The sequence below is a fragment of the Nitrosopumilus sp. genome (genome assembly GCA_029862745.1).
In the GTDB taxonomy this organism is placed as follows: Archaea; Thermoproteota; Nitrososphaeria; order Nitrososphaerales; family Nitrosopumilaceae; genus Nitrosopumilus.
The window spans coordinates 73509-88934 of record JAOTWS010000001.1 but is presented as its reverse complement, the minus strand read 5'-3'; the positions used below and the strand labels follow the sequence as shown (position 1 = coordinate 88934).

General features: G+C 33.3%; 19 protein-coding genes. 11 read left to right on the top strand and 8 right to left on the bottom strand.

The window, feature by feature from the left end; genetic code table 11:
* Positions 1-34 precede the first annotated feature (34 nt).
* A complete protein-coding gene (locus OEM44_00595; GenBank protein ID MDH3515297.1) occupies positions 35-904 on the bottom strand; it encodes a PfkB family carbohydrate kinase in 870 nt (289 codons plus the stop codon).
* 814 nt (positions 905-1718) lie between these two features.
* Complete coding sequence (locus tag OEM44_00590) at positions 1719-2318, bottom strand: PEFG-CTERM sorting domain-containing protein (protein MDH3515296.1); 600 nt, start codon at positions 2316-2318, stop codon at positions 1719-1721.
* Between the two features lie 130 nt (positions 2319-2448).
* On the opposite strand from OEM44_00590, the gene OEM44_00585 reads away from it, so the two are divergent.
* The 3 genes from OEM44_00585 to OEM44_00575 all read left to right on the top strand — a co-directional run bounded on the left by OEM44_00585 (position 2449) and on the right by OEM44_00575 (position 3720).
* Positions 2449-2718, top strand: coding sequence for a hypothetical protein (locus OEM44_00585; protein ID MDH3515295.1), 270 nt, complete (start codon positions 2449-2451; stop codon positions 2716-2718).
* On the top strand, positions 2715-3239 hold the full coding sequence (locus tag OEM44_00580) for a hypothetical protein (GenBank protein ID MDH3515294.1): 525 nt from the start codon (positions 2715-2717) through the stop codon (positions 3237-3239). The genes OEM44_00585 and OEM44_00580 overlap by 4 nt, the downstream gene beginning before the upstream one ends.
* A 193-nt stretch (positions 3240-3432) precedes the next feature.
* Positions 3433-3720: a 30S ribosomal protein S26e gene (locus tag OEM44_00575; GenBank protein MDH3515293.1), complete on the top strand. Its 288-nt coding sequence runs from the start codon at positions 3433-3435 to the stop codon at positions 3718-3720.
* Here OEM44_00575 and OEM44_00570 read toward each other — a convergent pair.
* The 3 genes from OEM44_00570 to OEM44_00560 all read right to left on the bottom strand — a co-directional run bounded on the left by OEM44_00570 (position 3717) and on the right by OEM44_00560 (position 7266).
* Positions 3717-4295, bottom strand: a complete 579-nt coding sequence (locus tag OEM44_00570) for a CDP-alcohol phosphatidyltransferase family protein (protein ID MDH3515292.1) — start codon at positions 4293-4295, stop codon at positions 3717-3719. The two genes, OEM44_00575 and OEM44_00570, sit on opposite strands and share 4 nt — an antisense overlap.
* A gap of 228 nt (positions 4296-4523) precedes the next feature.
* Positions 4524-5399, bottom strand: coding sequence for an agmatinase (speB, locus tag OEM44_00565; protein ID MDH3515291.1), 876 nt, complete (start codon positions 5397-5399; stop codon positions 4524-4526).
* Between the two features lies 1 nt (position 5400).
* Positions 5401-7266, bottom strand: coding sequence for a threonine--tRNA ligase (locus tag OEM44_00560; GenBank protein ID MDH3515290.1), 1866 nt, complete (start codon positions 7264-7266; stop codon positions 5401-5403).
* A 256-nt stretch (positions 7267-7522) separates the two neighbouring features.
* On the opposite strand from OEM44_00560, the gene OEM44_00555 reads away from it, so the two are divergent.
* A complete protein-coding gene (locus OEM44_00555) occupies positions 7523-8353 on the top strand; it encodes a PEFG-CTERM sorting domain-containing protein (protein MDH3515289.1) in 831 nt (276 codons plus the stop codon).
* A 108-nt stretch (positions 8354-8461) separates the two neighbouring features.
* On the top strand, positions 8462-8671 hold the full coding sequence (locus OEM44_00550; GenBank protein ID MDH3515288.1) for a hypothetical protein: 210 nt from the start codon (positions 8462-8464) through the stop codon (positions 8669-8671).
* Here the strand turns inward: OEM44_00550 and OEM44_00545 are convergent.
* Positions 8664-9260 carry a protein-disulfide isomerase gene (locus OEM44_00545; protein MDH3515287.1) on the bottom strand — a complete coding sequence of 199 codons (597 nt, stop codon included), beginning with the start codon at positions 9258-9260 and terminating at the stop codon, positions 8664-8666. The two genes, OEM44_00550 and OEM44_00545, sit on opposite strands and share 8 nt — an antisense overlap.
* Positions 9261-9370: 110 nt before the next feature.
* Here OEM44_00545 and OEM44_00540 point away from each other — a divergent pair, with 110 nt between their 5' ends.
* Entirely contained in the window at positions 9371-9778 is a 408-nt protein-coding gene (locus OEM44_00540; GenBank protein ID MDH3515286.1) for an HIT domain-containing protein, read from the top strand.
* Here the strand turns inward: OEM44_00540 and prf1 are convergent.
* Positions 9771-11054: a peptide chain release factor aRF-1 gene (prf1, locus tag OEM44_00535; protein MDH3515285.1), complete on the bottom strand. Its 1284-nt coding sequence runs from the start codon at positions 11052-11054 to the stop codon at positions 9771-9773. The two genes, OEM44_00540 and prf1, sit on opposite strands and share 8 nt — an antisense overlap.
* A gap of 56 nt (positions 11055-11110) precedes the next feature.
* Positions 11111-11749 carry a DsbA family protein gene (locus OEM44_00530; protein MDH3515284.1) on the bottom strand — a complete coding sequence of 213 codons (639 nt, stop codon included), beginning with the start codon at positions 11747-11749 and terminating at the stop codon, positions 11111-11113.
* A gap of 600 nt (positions 11750-12349) precedes the next feature.
* Here OEM44_00530 and OEM44_00525 point away from each other — a divergent pair.
* The 5 genes from OEM44_00525 (at position 12350) to OEM44_00505 (ending at position 15402) form a co-directional block, all read left to right on the top strand.
* The gene (locus tag OEM44_00525; GenBank protein MDH3515283.1) at positions 12350-12565 is read left to right on the top strand and encodes a CbtB-domain containing protein; all 216 of its coding nucleotides are present in this window, start codon (positions 12350-12352) and stop codon (positions 12563-12565) included.
* Between the two features lie 124 nt (positions 12566-12689).
* Entirely contained in the window at positions 12690-13400 is a 711-nt protein-coding gene (locus OEM44_00520; protein ID MDH3515282.1) for a CbtA family protein, read from the top strand.
* Between the two features lie 71 nt (positions 13401-13471).
* Complete coding sequence (locus tag OEM44_00515) at positions 13472-13801, top strand: helix-turn-helix domain-containing protein (GenBank protein MDH3515281.1); 330 nt, start codon at positions 13472-13474, stop codon at positions 13799-13801.
* A 10-nt stretch (positions 13802-13811) separates the two neighbouring features.
* On the top strand, positions 13812-14162 hold the full coding sequence (locus tag OEM44_00510; GenBank protein MDH3515280.1) for an ArsR family transcriptional regulator: 351 nt from the start codon (positions 13812-13814) through the stop codon (positions 14160-14162).
* Positions 14163-14313: 151 nt separating this feature from the next.
* Positions 14314-15402, top strand: a complete 1089-nt coding sequence (locus OEM44_00505; GenBank protein MDH3515279.1) for a phosphate/phosphite/phosphonate ABC transporter substrate-binding protein — start codon at positions 14314-14316, stop codon at positions 15400-15402.
* Positions 15403-15426: the final 24 nt, after the last annotated feature.

Genomic DNA, 15426 nt, shown 5'->3' with positions numbered 1-15426 from the left:
AATCAATCAATCATGTTCAATAAAAGAATGATGATTATATGTCTCTAAATTTTACCAAATTATAAAAATATGAGGCATTTGTTTGAACTGTTCCTTTTGAAGGAATTTTTTGCAAACCTAGATTTTTTGAATCAAGTGCAGCTTGGGCAGCACCTCCTGCAAAACACAATGCCCACAAAAAGTCTTTTTCTTTGAGCATCGTACATACAAATGTAGCACAGAAAATATCACCTATCCCTGTGGTGTCATGAATTTGCTTATTTGGAAGAATTATAGAGTATACCTTATCTTTTACCAAAAGAGAAACATTTTCTTTGTTTGTCAATAAAACATACTTAGCTCCTTTTTTCTGTAATGCTAACATCATTTCATCATGAGTACCACTAACAATTTGTTGAGATTCTTCAGGATTAACCTTTATTGCATCAACACCAGATAAATCAAGATTAGTCTTTTCTAAAAAAATATTGTTTTGTGAATCTTTTCTTCTCAGAAAACCTTGAGGATCTACAAAAAGAAAATTTGAATCATCATTTATTTTTTTAAAAGTATCATCAGTTATCTCATGATATATTGGGCTAACAAGATGACCATCAGCATTAACCCTCGAATACTCTATAGGCTCACATTCATTTTCAAGTTTTAGGACTCTGTCAGATCCTGTAATTGAGATGCTGAATTTTGTAGTATTTTTTTTAGATTCAGCATTTGTGAATTTGATTTTATTTTGAGTAAGATACTGTTTTGGAAAGTCAGGACCAATTTTTGTAAACAAGTCCACATCAAACTTGAATTCTCGTGCCGTAAGTCCGCAATAGCAAGCAGATCCTCCAATTTGTTCATAGGTTTGATCTTTAAGATTTATAGAATCTATTGTACAGTGAGAAAAAATAGCTAATTTCATTTCATTTCATTTACTGAATCGTGATTTAGTTTTTTGCATTGTTTTTTTCAATACATTTTTTGCAAAGAATTCTGCCCTTAATTACTTCAATTTTAGTCCCAGATGTAAAGCAATTATGACAAAGACCGTGCATCTGATAACATATAGAATAATTAGATCTAAGATTAAAAGATATGGTAATTTTTGGCACATCTCAGGCATAAAATAGATATTATTTACTAGCATCCTACAAGAGTACAATGCACGAAAAACCTACTTATTCAAAAATAATACGATATGAAGCATTACAACAATTACTGCTTAAATTGATTTTAGTTAGAATCCTTGACAAGGATACTTCCAAGTGAAAGGACATTCTTGAATCTTGGTCTTTATGGGAATCTATCTAGGTTTAGAGGATCAAAAGATATCTTCTCCTTGTAAAATGCCAGTACCCACGGTTTGAACATTCTTCAATTTTTGATTAAAAAATAAAGATTGTTTTTGATGCTTTTGTAGTTTTCCCATTATTCTAAGAGTTATACTGATTGTTGAATAATGGACTTCATCTTCTTGTAATACATTTATCGTGTTGAACATTAGCCATTAGTGTGATTTCCATTTGTAGTGTGATGTTAAGTAGGGTCACGATTAACCGTCTGGAGCCACATTTTGGTTCAAATTATGATGAAAGTACAACATGTCAGGAGATACAGTTAGGGCGATTTATTTTGCACTCTGACATTAATTTAAATTCATTATCTTGAGTTTAATCCAATATCCTTCAAGATTGGTTTAATTTCAAAAATTATATCTAGATTTGTCTTGTTCTTTATTATTTACTGGGATTGTTTCTTATCCGAACTCTACCAAATGATGTTTGTTGAATAAAATAAACCAAACCCACTATTGAAATTCCTAGAATCATGATTGAAAAAGATCCAAATTCAGGAATAACCCTAGTTCCGACGATTTCAATATTTTCGGTGGTTTCTGAAATGATAAATCCAATCGCATAATCATTTGGAAAAATGATCAGATCATATCCAGTATTCACACCATCTACCAGAACAGTGAATTTTTCACCTTCTGCATAAAGCACTTCAGGTGGTATTCTTACCCAAAAATCAGTTTTCTCAGGAACATCTTCCATGATGATTTCAATTGATTTTCTTTCCTCGTTGATTGTCATAGAAAACAATATTGGTTCTTCATATTTAGATCCCATGGAGTCAAGACTTCCCTTGTATCCATAATAAATATCAAACATATCGTCCCCAAACTCAAAGGTAATCTTTTCTGCCATAATCTGTCCAATATCAGGATACTGTCCAAAAGCCTCTGTTTCCCTGAAAATATTTTCTGCATAGACACCAGTAGGAATCAAAAGTAAAACAGATAAAATTACCGTGATAACAAAGATTTGGTTTTGCAAACTGTTCCAAGTAAGAGATAATCGAATATAATTGATTTCCAGATTCCCGTTATTGATTTTTGAATTTGATTTCCATATCTGAAAATAATATACTTTCTTTAAATCTGTAAATCTTAAATCACGACCACATATGAAACCTATTTTGTTTGTGTTTGTACTGTTTGTTATGTTATCGACGACATACATAATTCCAACTGTATATGCCGAAGAGGAAGATGATGATAGAGAGGGTTATGGAGAAATGAAACGAGAAAGAGAACATCATGATGAAGGAATTCCTTTAGGTACAGACATAGGTAATGTTATCCTGTATGGCACTATTGCAGCAATTGGAGTATCAGTAGTTTACACTGCGTTTAAGATCACATCCTCAAAAAGAAAATCACATCTAAAATCATGACAAATAAAAAAAATGGTCTGAAACTTGTTGTGTTTTTGACAGTACTGATATTACTGGTGATTCCTCCAACTCTAACATATGCCGGTGACAATGATGACGATGCAGAAGACATTGTAGAAAACCTAGGATGGGTTGCAGTTGGAGCTGGAATAATGGCAAACGTACCTTTTATTGCAATGAATAAAATCCGAAGATATGCACTTAAGACAAGCAGTTCGACAATACAGATCGCAAAACAGATCAGAACTGTCTACAAACCAGTTCTAAATTTTCACATAATGCTCAATTCTATTGGATATTTTGCGGGAATGACTCATGGTCTGATGTTATTCAGGCATCTGGATTCAATTTCTCTATCTTTGGCCATAGTGATGAGTGTGATGATGGTAAGTGGATTATTGCTAAAGTACACATCATCTCGAAACTCCAAAATATTTGGCAAGTTGCTTCATGGCCAGTTCGGTCTTGTGATATTACTTACAGCATTGGTAGTGTTGCATATTATTATTGGAGACGATTGAGTTAAGAACTTTGTAAAAAGTTGTATGATTAAAAAAAGAATTTTGTTATTTTTTCATACAATCTGATTTTCTCTCTTCTCTTTCTGACTTGTCATTATCGTCATCTTTGTCATCATCATATCTGTAGTCATCTTTGTCATAATCTACAAAAAACAGGCATCAAGAATATAAGTAGGCAAATTTGTTCAGGTTCATGCCACTTAAGCGTGCAAGTAGAGGTCGTACAAAAGGAGGAAAGGGATCCTCGGGTACAGTACAATGTACAAACTGTGGACAAACAGTTCCTAAGGACAAGGCAAAAAAAGTTACATCTCGATTAAATCTTGTTGAACATACATTGGCAAAAGAACTACGTGCGCAGGGAGCATATATTGCGTCACCAACAGTCTTGAAACACTATTGTATTTCATGTGCAATTCATTTTAAAATTCTGAAAATTAGATCAGAAGATAGTAGAAGAAAACGCGGAAAATTACGTTAGTCTTTTTCTTGAATGTTTTTTACTGTGACAATCATTCTTTGAATTAAAGTGATCCCTGCAATTATCACAACTATGATCACTGCATATTCAATAAATCCAATAATTCCAATTATCGCAATTACCAATAATCTTTCTGCTCTTTCACCTATGCCAATTCCTTGCAACTTTATGTTTATTGCATCAGATTTTGCTCGTGCATAACTTACCAATAAAGACAAAGTTATTGCAAGCAACACAAGATATGGTTCAGCATATCCTCCAATCAAAATTCCTAAAAATATTGCTACTTCTGCAATTTTATCAAACATTGAATCAAGGTATGAACCCTTAACCGAAGTCTTGCCTGTAACTCGCGCAACTTGACCATCAACCATGTCAAAGAATCCTGAAACAAGTAACAAAACACCACCAATGATTAACCCATATTCAATTCCCAAGCCATAAACAACTGCAGATGTTATGGCAAACAAAAGACCTACAAAAGTCCAAAAATCAGGAGATAAACCCGTTAATGCAAATCCCCTACCTATTTTTTCAAGTGCAGGTCGAAGTGACTCACGCAAATTGTTTAGCATGTGATATTCCCAATTTTCCCATCTAATAAAGTGATGAGGATAAATCCATGAAAAACCAGAGTCAATATTTGTAAGATTAGGCATAGATTAGAAGGATCAGTATAAAAAAATGATGAAAATATGATGCTATTTTATGAGCATCCTCCAAATTATGATTTTATCTGTGATCGTAATTGAAATTTAATTCCAATTGGAACAATCTATTTCTTTGGTAGACGATGTACTAAATTATTTAAGTTGAGACAAGTTAATGGCAATCAAGTTAGAAATTATTTTTGCAGCTAACGATGCAGTTGCACCGTTATCATGATAAGGGTTTAGTTCCACAATGTCTACTCCCACAATTTTTGTTTCTTCAAATGTATGGATCATGTCAAACAATTCCCTTGAAGTTATTCCTACAGCTTCAGGATTTCCAACACCTGGTGCATATGCAGGATCTAGTACATCCAGATCAAAACTCGAATAAATTGTATCAAATGTAGATACGTAATCTTTTAGGAGGCGTGGTCCGTCTCCATCTCTAATCTGTCTATCGGTAATAGTTTTGATGTTATTCTCCTTAAGAAACACTAGTTCTTCTTTTACAAAAGCCCTGGCACCAACATGTAGGATATTTTCAGCACCTCTTTCTTCTACAATTCTTCGAAGATATGATGCATGGCTTAATTTAATGTCTGCAAATTCATCTCGCAAGTCATAATGAGCATCAAACACAACATATCCCGTCTCTTTTGGAAAACTGGTGTAAGTTCCATATGTGATAGAATGTTCACCTCCCAAAATGAATAACTGTCTTTTTTTTGCAACAAGTTCAGTGGTAATTTTTTTTATCATATCAATCATTTCTGATGCCACAACAGTATGTCTAGTGTTTCCCAAATCCTCGATGTTGGCTGCTTCCAAATCTACTTGAAGATCAGGGTGAAAAATCTCGATATTGTTAAATGAATCACGAATTACATCGGGGCCAAATCTACAACCTGGCTTGTAAGAGTGTGTTGCATCAAATGGAACACCAAAAATGGTTGCAACAGGTTCAGAATCATCATCTGATGCAGTGATCAGTGGGTTTCTATTCATGTACAAGTCCAGAAAGCTCATTTTACACCATCAATTGGGGTCTCTTTGATAGATGTTTCGGCAAATTCAAACCCGTGAATGGTTTTCCATCCGTTTGTTCTTTGATCTCATTTAGAAAATCATCAAAAGATACTTCTCTGACATTTCCTGTTTTCCGATCTCGTATACTTAGATTTTGTGAATTTGTTTCCTTTTCACCAATTACCAAAATGTATCTAATCCATTCTTTTTCTGCTTCACGAATTCTCTTTCCTATACTCTCATTTCTATCGTCAATGTCAATGCGGATGTCGTTTGATGAAATTTTATCAACTAAACTTTCGCAAAAATTATTAAACTCTTGTTTTAATGGAATTACTCTAACCTGTGTTGGAGCTAACCATAATGGGAATTGTGGCTTTTGTCCTTCCTTAATCTTTTTGGCTGCTTTTTCCAATAAAGCATAAATTATTCTCTCTATTGCACCACTGGGGGAATTATGCAAAATGATTGGATTTTGCTTTTGATTATGTTCATCCACAAAATCAATATTGTATCTATTGCCATTTTCAACATCAATCTGATCAGTGGATAAAGCAGATGCCTTTCCAAGATTATCAATAAAGTTAAACTCCCATTTTAAAACAAAGTAAAAGAATTTCTCTTTCCACATTTCAACTAGTACCGGTCTACCATGTTTCTTTACTATCTCTTCAATTGCAGATTTATTTTCATTGTAAAAGTCTTCAGTAAAACGAATCGCCATATCATAATCTGATCCTTCAATTCCAAGTTCATGAAGAACACTTTGAGATAAATCAAATCTTGTCTTTATCTCATCTATGGCTTGATCGATGTCCTTACAAAATGCATGACAATCAGGCATTGTAAATGCTCTTAATCGTCTCAGACCAACTAACTCGCCAGATTGTTCACGTCTAAAACTATACCGTGTTAACTCGTATAGTCTGTACGGTAAGTTTCTGTAAGATAATTGATATTGATTTGCCATTAAGAATTGACCAAAGCATGCAGCAAACCTCAAAAATAATTTTTTCCCTTCTGAATTAATATTGTATTGTCGCGCAGGAAACCTATTAAAATAGCTGATCATACTTGGATGTTCTGAATCATACATAATTGGTGTTTCAACTTCATACCCGCCATATTCCTTAACTCTATCAGTAACATAGCGTTCAATTAATGATTTTATTAAACGTCCATTAGGATAAAATCTCATGTTGCCAGAGTCTGACGCAGGTTCGTAATCAGCTATTCCCATCTTCTTCATTAATGCAACATGTGGTGGTGGCTCATCTACACGTCGTTGTTTTGCTGCTTCGTATTTTGCTAAAATCTCTAGATTTTTATTTTTTGAAAAATTAAAATCTCCAATATTTGTCATTACTCCATCAGGAGTCATAATCTTCCAAATTGAGCGAATTTTAGATTCACCTTTTAGGGCCTCAGATGTAATCTCATCATCTTTTGAACTTGTGGAATCTTTTGTGATGATTTTAGAACTCTCAGCTAGAGGATGCCCCTTTACTTGTAATTTGTATGATTTGGTCCATCCAAATGGTGAATGGGATACTTCAAGACCAGATGCGCTATTTTCCATCTCTTTGAGCAACATCATGGCAGTAGAAGGTTTTGCTAAATTGGAACTAAGATGAGCGTATGGATATAACAGTAATTTTTTACAACCAATTTTTTCCATAGACTTTTTTATCTGTGACATTGCATTTTTTGCAACTGAAGAGTCATCACCTTCTTCCATTGCGACAAAAACAACCACGATCTCTTCTAGTTTTTGAGTTTGAGGATTCTCAATATCTTCAGCTGATTTTATCTCTTTTTTTGTAGGAGTATACTCTATACTATCACAGTGTAGTTGTAGTATGCGCATATACTCACACTCCAAAGTTTAAGTTTAATACTTTCTCACCATGTAAAGGCATAATTGTTAAACTTGTATATTCATATAATTCATTTATAATTAAAATCACTTCAAAAAATGAGGGGATACAGGTGGGATATAAAGTAGCCTTAAACAATCTTGAAAATTTTTGCATAAAAAAAATTTGGTAACTCAGAATGATTTTTGACATCAAAAAGTTTGATTCAGAATAACTTTAAATCCAAAAAGTTCCAAAACACTGTAATTGAAAAAATTAATTTGGATTGTAATGACTTCTTTGATAATTCTTCCATTATTATCTTCTTCTTCAGTACTTGCAGAATCAGTTTATGATATCAATATCCCTTCTGGTTCAGCTGATATGTCAGCTCCATTTCATTGGTCAAGTGAAAAGGATGGAGATGCATCAGGATTTATTGAAATTATAGTAAATGATACAATTTTTTGGAAAAATGGGGACACCACTTCACATACAGTGACTTCTGGAACACCTAGGTTAGGCCCTGATGGAATTTTTGACAGTGGCAAGATTGGTCTGGGAAAATCATTTGTGCAAAAATTCACAGAGATAGGAGAATTTCCATATTACTGCACACTTCATCCCTGGAAAACAGGTCTTGTAAGCGTAAGTAGCGGTTATAGCATTTTGCCAAATGTTGGCTCGGATTTTGGAGATGGTACAAATACCTTTGATTTAGAGTATAAATTCAACCGATTGGTAGATCATGTCAGCATTGATAAAAACACAAAATCAATTTCTCTTGAATTAAAGGGAAACACAATAAATGATGACAATACATTAACATTGTTTTTACCGTCTGCACTGATCAGTGGAATATCTTCTGTATCTATTGATGGCGTCATGACAGAAGAATTTTCCCAGGAATTTGATAGTGAAACTACTGTACTAATAATTAACCAAATTCCTTCTTATGCCAAATTAATTACCATAAATGGAACTACTATAATTCCAGAATTTGCAGGATTAGCAATAGTTATTTTGTTTTTATCAATATCGATAATAGTTTGGGTGACTAGAAAACAATCTATCTTAAGATTCGACATACAAAATTAACAAAAACTTTTGGATTTTAAATTAACTACATGATAGGTTATTTTTGATAATAATTTAGACTTCAAAATATTTCATTGAGTTTAAATTCTAATATTTTGTCCAGATACTGTGGAGCAAAAATCACTAGAGTGCCCCGTATGTAAAAGCAACAAGGCTGAAATTGCAGGAGAGAATGTAAAATTAAATGGTAGATTTGAGGATAAAGAATTCCTTACCACTGAACTAACTGTTCTTCGATGTATCCGATGTGGTTACTATATGTTCTTTGACAAGATGGCACAATTTACTACAAAGGAAGAATCTGAAAATTCTATTTGATGAGATCTTGGTTATCTAATTCTAGTAGTTGTGATTGCAACTCTTCAGGAGTTTCAGCACCGTATGAAATCAGAATTCTGTCATCTTCTTGGATTTCATAGTCTCTGATGTCTGGAACCTGTTTTCCATTTATGTAAAATACCAATGAATAATCCTCATTTGTACAGAAGCTTCTGCCATCTTGGAATACAAAGCATTGATCGTCAAGACCAAGTTGTAATGTCTCAAAAAGATATCCCAAAGTAACACCTGTGGCGTGTTTATGTATTGTAGAACCATCTCTTCCTTCAAAATGAATCCAACTTGATTTGATCTGATATGCAGGAGCTGAAAAATCAAATTTATCTCCAAATATTTTTACTAGTAATGCTGCATGTGAATGCTCACTACCTAAGGCTCCTGCATTTTCTGGACCGCCTGGAACATTGTCTGACATGTTAACAAATAGCCATCCTGCATAACCTACAATTAATGCGATACCGGTCAAAACTCCTACAGCAATTAGGGTTTGTTTTCTTTTAGCTGCTGAATGTTTCGTGGCATAATTTTCACGTTTTTCTTCACGTTCTCTTCTCTCTTTTCGGCCCATTAGATAGTCAGAGTCTTAAATTTGCCCTAATTAACCATTCGACAGTTTAATTCAATTTCACATGATTTATTCCATAAAATAATAAATAAAATCAGAAATAATTGTTCTGTATGGATTGTATTTTTTGTGATATTCTAAATGGAAAAAGAGATGGACATTTTCTTTATGAAGACAAATACCATGTAGCCTTTTTAGATAAATATCCAATAGATGTAGGTCACAGTTTAGTTGTTCCAAGGAAGCATCATGAAAAAATTACTGATATGGATTCTATTGATGTTGGAAATGTTTTCTCAGTTGTACCAAAAATTGCAAAGGCAATATTAAATGCAACTGGAGCCGATGCGTTTAGTTTGGGTCAAAATAACGGCAGAGCCGCAAAACAAATTATCCCACATGTTCATATTCATATTATTCCAAGATATAACAGCAAAGGAACTGTATGGACAAAACGACAAATCTCAGATGATGACGAACTTTTAAAACTTGCAATAAAAATTCGCAGTTTTATTACTTAGTATGACCTGGATTGTATCTCAAAATTGCCCCAATTTTTCCTAGGCTTGCAAGCATGTTTCCATGTTCTGCGCTTCCAGAAATAACCTCTAACTGAGAACCTGTCTTTGCGGCAAGAATTTCTAGATAATCAACAATATCCTGTTCAAAAACTTCTGTATCCATAGCATTACACGATGGACATGGTGTACTTGTAAATTCTGTTTTTTTTGGAATTACTTCTGGTCTCTCAATAATCACTTCTTGAAGATGTTTGCATCGCTTACACTTGGCTTCAACTCTGTGAAGATTTGTATTGTCTGTGATGATCAGTGTTTTGACAACATTGTTTTTGAGATAATCTATGACCTCTTGTAACCCGTATGAGCCTTTACCTGAATTGGAGTTAATTTCTCTAAACAAATCTTCTACAAGTTTTTTCTCTTCAACCATTCTAAAATCTCCTAAAATATCTGCTGACTTTGCAAATGCTTCTCTGATCCCCTCTGCGCCTGAATATGATGCATCAATTGTATTGATTATCATGTTTTGTAGTCTGTATTCTAGATAATTACCATTAATGAAATCTTCTTTTGTAGGGCCTGGTCCTGAAATTACCAATCCTTTGATTGGATAAATATCGATAAAATATTCGCGTGTAGTCTCTGCTACTCTATTGAAATAATATGTCAATTCCATCTCTCTGAGCTTCTGAAATCTTTTTGCAGATTGTCCTCCCTGTCTATGTTTTCCTGCAACTCCTGAACCTGTTTGACTTAACACTTCAATCTTGTCTCCATGTAACAATCCCCATCCTGCATCTTTTGCATCTATTGCTAAAAATCCAATCAGATTGTCATCTTTTAGCATGTCTTTTAGAATGTCTACATGAAAATGATCATCACATCGATACAGGTACTGATTCAAGTCTTTTGGAGGATCAATTTCCCAAACAGTGACGGCTTCACTTCCTAAAGGGCCTCCACCTTCTGGCGGTAATGCTCCGCAAAATACTACTAATCCTCGTTCTGGTGTTTTTTTGTACATTTTTAATCTCTGAACTACTTTACCTAGTGAATCAACTACATGTGATCTTGTCAAGTCTGATTTGATATTGTCTGCTGTTCCTTGTTCTTGTTGAAGTGAACTAATAATTTCATGAAGTTGTTTTCCCTTTGGAATGTAAACCGAGATTAGTTCTGTACCTCTCCCTGTTTTTTGAGATAATTCTTCTAATATTTTTCTAATTTTATAGATTTTAACTGAATCTTGCTTTTCAACATCTATCTTCTTATTCATTTGTACTTTCTCCTCATTATGCGAATATTAATTGATTCACTTCTATTTCTCTAAAATCATAACTCATCAAATGATTTTAGAAATACTTCTAATGGTTGGTTACCTCTAATTTTGATAATTTTCTGATCATTGAAGACTAAAAATGATGGTGTTGCATCAATTCCTATCTCTTTTCCAAATTCATAATTGGTATTTACTATATTTTGATATTTGTGGCTATCAATACATTTGTTGAATTCATCCAAATCTAAATCAACGCTAGTTGCAAATACGTTCAGTGATTCTCTTGTTATCCATCCTGTTCTCTCACCACCCCAATTTTTGTATAATTCGTCATGATATTGCCAATACTTCTCTTGTTCATCTGCACAGTATGACGCCTCCGCTGCTAGAATAGAATCTTGACCGTTTAGCGGAAAATCTCTGAAGACAAGTTTTACTTTTCCTGTTTTGATATAATCTTCAAGAATAACATCTAATGTATTTTGATGGAATTTGTAACAAAAAGTACATTGATAATCCCCCCATTCTAAAACTGTGATTGGCGCATTTGCATCTCCTAGGAATGGTGATCCTTTACCAATTAATTTTGACGATGTAAGTGAATCATTATCGGATTCAGAATAAGATACCAAAAACATTGCAGTGGCAATTCCAATTATGATTGGAATTGTCAATAAGTATAATTTTGCCATAATTTGAGAAAGTTTGTTTCAAGTAAATATCTTCTTAAATTGAACTACAAAACATTAGTGATATTTTTAAATTTTATTTTGTATCATCGTCATAGTCTCTGATATTTTTTCTAATTTCTTCCTATTACTTTATGTTTATTTTTTAATCCTTCAAAAATCGTATTGGTTTTCTGTAGGTTCATCACTATAGAAAAATGATTTCCTACTATTGTTATCACTCATCTTAGTTTGGTTGATACATTAGCTGAATTATTTCATTATGTTTGTATTTACATTGAATCAAATCTGAAAATGGATTCAAATTTGAAACGAAAAGCCTTTTTTCAGAATTTTTTTTATTATCTGTGTAATGACTTAGATTTTTTCGATCTATAAAGATCAATTAATTATACTTAATTATGTCTGAAATCTGGCTATCTGACTTATCCTTGTTGATTTTTATTCATAAATTACACGCCTTATGATTTTTTACTAATTATACCCATCAAAAATATCTGTTGTTAGATCATAAAATATCATCTTTTTTGTGACCTATCTTCATTTTCTAATGTGTTTGCAATCATCCAAGAGCTTAAATATATTCACAGAAACATCATTCTCATGTCTCAAACAAGACAAATTAATGTCTCGAAAACTGATGTACCAAAACTTGCAATAATAGCACTGGCAATTATTTTTGTAGCGGGGTTATTTGTTGTTGGATTTGATCAGGGGCATATCTTTAGTCTAGTTTATGGTGACCAAGCATTCACTGATCTTTATCTCCATGAGCTTACTCATGATATGCGACATGCAGCAGGATTTCCTTGTCACTAAGGATTAATTTTTTTCATTTCCTAATGTCCATAGTGCCGTATTGATTGCAGAAATTTCTGCAATAAATTTATCATCTGATGATGTGATTATCACTATATCTCCTTCTTTAGGTTTTAGTGTATTAATTAATACATCCTTAGTTTCTGGTTCATCTGCTGGTCTTGTTCATGGAATTGTGAATTTTGCAATTGTTGAACCATATCTTAATCAAGCCATCGGTATTGAAAATCAGAATCTCTTTGATTCAGGTGATGAAAATGATACTCCTGATTTCTGGATAAATTATGAGGGGTATAGATCATGGCAAAAAAGTGGCCAGACTCTTGCCGGAGTAATTTTGGGAATATCTGTTGGTTCTCTATTTGGAATTGTGTTTATCTTGTCTAAAAACTCATTGCATGGAATCAACAATATCAAAAAGGCACTTATTTTATCTGGAATTATGTGGGTCACTCTTTACTTGATTCCTTTCTTAAAATATCCTGCAAATCCCCCTACTGTTGGTGATAGTGAAACTGTGATTTTTCGAGCAGTATTGTATCTATCGTTTATTGCAATTTCTGGATTCGCGGCATTTAGTTTTTACAAACTTTCAAAAATATTTAAAAACAAGCAAAAACTTGTTGCGCTAATCGGATACGGTACTTTTATATCCATTTCATTTGTTATGATGCCCGATAATCCTGATGAAATTATTGCACCGATGAATTTGGTGAATGAATTTAGATTAATGTCAATATTTGGCGTGTCTTCCTTTTGGGTTTCAATTGGAATAATTCTTGGTTATTTCTGGAATCGTCTGGAATTTTCTAAAAAATATCCAACATATCCATAATCATTCTTAATCTATAGAATAAGAATTATCACGCCTCGTTTAAATATCCGTACGAAATTAACAAAACTTGAATGTCAAGAAAACTAACACTACCACAATTAAAAAAATATGATATAACACAAAAGGTTATAGAAGCTTTAGCAGATTCAGAATCTCGAGCTATCTTATTTTCTATCATAAAAAAGGGAAATACGGCATCAGAACTTTCGGTTAAGCTAAAGATTCCGCTAAGTTCAGTTTATAAAAAATTAACAGATCTTGAAGAACTAACATTAATTGAAATAGAAAAATGGGTACTTTCTGACAAAGGAAGAAAATTTAAAGTTTATCGAAGCAGAATCAGCAAAGCAGATATCTCGATTAGGAAACCTGATCCGGTTCTTACATTGATTCCTAATTGAGTGATTTTGATTGACAAAACCAAACATCATCCAATTATCTGAGTTTGATATTACGCAGAAAATTATTGAGTCACTTAGTAACATATGTACAAGATCTGTACTGTTTTCAGTAAAAAATGAATCAAAAGATGCAACCCAAATTGCTAATGAATTAAAGATTTCACTTTCAACAGTTTACAAAACACTCTCAATTTTAGAAGATTTAGCTCTTGCTGAAGTTGACAAATTTGTGATCTCCTCTGAAGGAAAAAAAATTAAATTATATCGTAGTAGAATTGGAAAAGTTGAAATTACTATAGATGATTTAGAGCCAAGTCTGAATTTATATTCTAACACTGTAAATCCTAGATCTAATGTTTAATCTACGAATTAGTAAAAAATAACTACGATTAAACATGTTCCCCTTTTTAATACATGGTAGTTAAAAATTATTTTTAATCTCTATCCCCATTCTATACCCTTGGAATGAAATCTTGCTTTAAATAATTAGCTTATCCTAAGAAACAATAGTTATGAAACGACAAATAATTTTAACACTATTTACTGCTATGGCAGTACTTGGCGTTATGTCCGTTCCTTTGGTTCAACATGTACAAGCAGAGAGTTTAGTTCCTGATTGGATTAAAAAAAATGCTGGATGGTGGGCTGAAGGCGCTCTAGATGATGCAACATTTCTAAACGGAATAAAATATCTGATTGAAAATGACATCGTTACCGTTTCATCTGAACCCAAACTAATTGATGTTGATACCATAACTATTGGGTTTATCCCAGTTGAAAAATCTGATGAATTAACACCAAAAGCTCAAGCACTGGAAAAATTCTTAGAAAATAAACTTGGTGTCGATGTTAAGATAGTAGTACCTACAAACTATGAGTCAATTATTGAGGGAATGCGATTTGGTCACATTGACGCTGCTTTCATGGATACTGGTCCTGCGTGGATTACACATCAACGTACAGGTGCAGAAGCAGTACTGGCTGAAATTGTTGCAGGTAAAGTAAATTATCAGGCAACGGTTTGGACTTTGGCTAGCAACGATTCTATTCATTCGTTAGAAGATACAGTTGACAAAAGAGTTGCATTTACAAGCATAACTGGCTCCTCAGGGTTTATCCGACCTATGGGTGCTTTAGTTACACAGGACTACATTACAATTGAAGGTGATGATATTGTTGCTTTGGAATCTGCATTATCTAATAGTTTTAAAAGTTATACTTTTGCAGGAGGGTACAAAGCTGCTTTAGAATTACTCCTCAATGAAAATGTAGATGTGGCATTTGGTTCAGATATTGCTCCGCAAAAGTATCTTGAGTTAGAAGATCAATTAAAATTGCGTCCAGTTGCAACAATTGGACCTGTACCATCACATGTATTTATGGTTAGTTCTGATATGTCAGAATTCACCCGTGATGCATTAGTTGATGCATTAGTTGAACTCAACTATGATGAAAACAACTCCGTTTTGAAGGATTTGTATGGTGCAGATGCACTAGTTCCGACAACCACCACTATGCATATTGGTGATTTTGGGGATTATATTGATGCATTGACTGGACTTGATCAAAAAATTCTTGATGCAGGTAACAAGAGCAAATAAAAACTGGGATTTTTGAAGTAAAAT